This is a genomic window from Phenylobacterium sp., assembly GCF_044236515.1.
Lineage (GTDB): Bacteria > Pseudomonadota > Alphaproteobacteria > Caulobacterales > Caulobacteraceae > Phenylobacterium.
This window is the reverse complement of sequence record NZ_JBIIGK010000252.1, coordinates 1-2,860: the sequence shown is the minus strand read 5'-3', so window position 1 is coordinate 2,860 and position 2,860 is coordinate 1. Positions and strand designations below refer to the sequence as shown.

General features: G+C 67.0%; 2 protein-coding genes. Both read right to left on the bottom strand.

Annotated features, from left to right (window positions below; genetic code table 11):
• Positions 1-82: 82 nt before the first annotated feature.
• Positions 83-1,981, bottom strand: coding sequence for a CocE/NonD family hydrolase (locus ACILRF_RS15905; protein WP_395674614.1), 1,899 nt, complete (start codon positions 1,979-1,981; stop codon positions 83-85).
• A gap of 168 nt (positions 1,982-2,149) precedes the next feature.
• On the bottom strand, positions 2,150-2,860 hold a 711-nt coding region (locus ACILRF_RS15900), incomplete at its 5' end, for a hypothetical protein (RefSeq protein ID WP_395674612.1).

Below are 2,860 nucleotides of genomic sequence, written 5' to 3'. Positions count from 1 at the left end.
ATCAGGAGCGCGAGGGCGCCTCCGACGGCTGCGGTGGCTTGCGATCTCATCTGCATCCTCCTCCGGTCTTCCTGTTGGGCGATCAGCCGGCCAGCGGGTCGGCGCGGCAGGGCTGATCCAGCACCTCGCCGCAGCCGCGGGCGGCTTTGGGCGCCGGCTCGTTCTCAAGCACGTTGATGACGAATTTCGAGGTGTGGTCCGCGTCGTGCCACAGCTTCAGCGTGGTCGGCACAGGGTTGTAGGAGAACTGATAGGTCCCCGTGTCGCCGGGCGTCTCGATCCAGATGCGCAGGCGCGTGCCCTTGCGGAACGGATAGGAGAAGCGGTTGACCTCCAGCCGCACCAGTTCGGGACGGTTGGGCATCATCGGGGCGAACGCCTCGGGCTTGTCCAGCAGCACCGGCCTGCCGGCCGTCGACTTTTCGGTGTCCAGCGCCCGGTTCGACAGGCGCAGCCAGCCGCGCTGGACATACATCTCCTTGCCGTCGGGCAGGACGGCGGTGACCGTCACCTGGAGATCGGCGTCGGGCGCCGAGGCCGACGATATCCACAGATCCGCACTGGCCGGGCCATAGGGAACGATGTCGCGCTCCAGCGGCGCGGTGGTGAACACCAGGCTGCCGTTCTTCCAGTCCGGATTGAGGTCGCCCCAGCCGCGAGGGCCCAGGACCGAGGGGCTGGCCACCGGATACTTGAAGGTCTGCGATCCGGTGGACGGCGCGCCGTTCTCGGTCAGCCGACCGCCTTCCGAAAGGGTGAAGCTGACCTGCTTGACCTCCGGGGTGATCGTCGGGCGGGTCACTACGAAATTCGGCTCGGCCTGTTCCATCGGGCCTTCCGGGAACGGCTGGCTCCGCTTGGCGGCGGGGTTCACCGCCGCTTCCTGCCAGACCTGCAGACGCGGCGTCTCCTCGAAGCCGTTGGCCTTGCCTTTCACGAACCGGTCGAAGAACCGGACCATGTCCTTCCGATAGACCTCGGACATGTACATGCTGTGGTTGCCGTTGGTGTCGATCATCCACATCAGCTTGGGATCGACGTTCCACTGATAGTATCCGCCGCGCGAGGTGGTCGCCCCGTCCTGGAACGAGGTCAGAGACAGCACCGGCACGTTGATCAGGTGCGCCCTGCGCGCCGGCGTGCGCTCTTCCTGATGCGCGTCCTTGAATGGGTGGGCGAGAACCAGCCGGCCTGGCGAGCCAGCCTCCAGGGTCTTGAGGTTCCTGTCGATCTGCTCGACGCAGCGCGTATCGTTCTCGGCGAGGGCGCTGTCGCGCGCCTGCGTCCAGGTATTGGGGACGTAGCTGGAGCCCCAGCCGGAGATCATGGACGGCTGCGGCACGCCGCCGGGCGCGTAGCTGTCGGCGCGAGGGTCGGCGATAACGTGGCCGGGTGCGATGGCCTTCAGGTGGGGCGGCCGCGTCGCGGCGGTCCACAGCTGCGCCATGCCGGGCCACGACCAGCTGTACATCCCCACCGCGCCGTTCGACCACGGCTGGGCGGCGGCGAACTCCACCGCGTCGTAGCCGTCTTGTCCGTAGAGCGGATGGTGCCAATCGAACGTGCTGCCGGTCGAGCAGCCGGTCGCCCGACGGTTGACGCCGATCACCGCATAGCCGGCGTCCAGGAACTGCTTGTCGATGGACCGCGGATAGCCGCGCCCTTCGAGGTAAGCGCTGCCGCCGATCGAGCCCGGCGCGTAGCCGCTGAAGTGAAGCAGGACGGGGAACGGGCCTTTGCCTTTCGGCAGCAGCGCGCTGTAGCGGAGCTCTTCGCCATCACGGGTCTTCAGATAGCCGGTAAGCCGCTTGGCCCAGAACGGCGCGACAGCTGAACGCTGGGTGTTGAGATCCGCCACCGGCGGCTCGGCCTGGGCGGTGGCCCGAGGCGCCGCCTGAGGGGCCGATTGCGCGAGGACCGACGTCGCAGCCACGGCGGTGAGCAGGCCGCCTGTCAGGGCGACCGAAACCAGTTTCAGCATGAATCCTCCCGAACACGCCACTCGCGGTCCCGATTTCGGGTCCCGCGACACACCCCAGAAAGTCACGCCCGACGGACGATCCCCGACGGCGAGACTCTGAAGTCCCGCCCTCTTGACATCCGCCGGGCGCCGGTCGGCCGCGCGAGGCGCGACCGACCCTTCATCAACTCAGTATCGGAAGCGCACGCCGGCGGTGAAATTCATGCCGATGGCGCTGTAGAGTTGCATGTTCGTCGAGGCCGTGCCGAGGGCCGCGGGGACCTCCGGCGGATCCTGGTCGAACAGGTTGTTGACGGTGCCGTAGACCTCAAGCTTGCCGTCCATCATCTCGTAGTTGGCCGAGACGTTGGTGATGAACTGGCCTTCGACGTCGTCGAACGACCCCTGCCGGGCGGCCATGTTGGTCACGTCGAACGTACCGCCGCCGACATAGGTCTCGACGAGTTGCAGCCGCAGCGGGCCACGCCGGTACGACGCCAGGAAATTGCCGCGCCATTCCGGACGGCTCTGGCCCTGGGCGACCTGGCCGGTCCGGTCGATCGGCGCAGCGTTGAGCGTCGTCGTGACCGACTTGTCCAGGCGGCTGAGGATCAGGCGCAGCGCGATGTCGCCCCCGAAGCCCTCACGTTGGTACGAAATTTCGTAGTCCTCGCCCGACTGGTAGTACGACGCGACGTTCTGAGGGCTGGTCTGGATCGTGAAGATCTGACCGTTCGCACCGCGCTCGATGAGCGAGCAGAGCGTTTGAGCGCCCTTGAAGCACTCGTCGATCGTCTGCTGCGCGCCGATGCTAGCGATCGCGTCCTGGATATCGATCTCGTAGCGGTCGACGCTCAGGGCGAGCCCCGGCACGAACGACGGTCGCCAGGTCACGCCGTA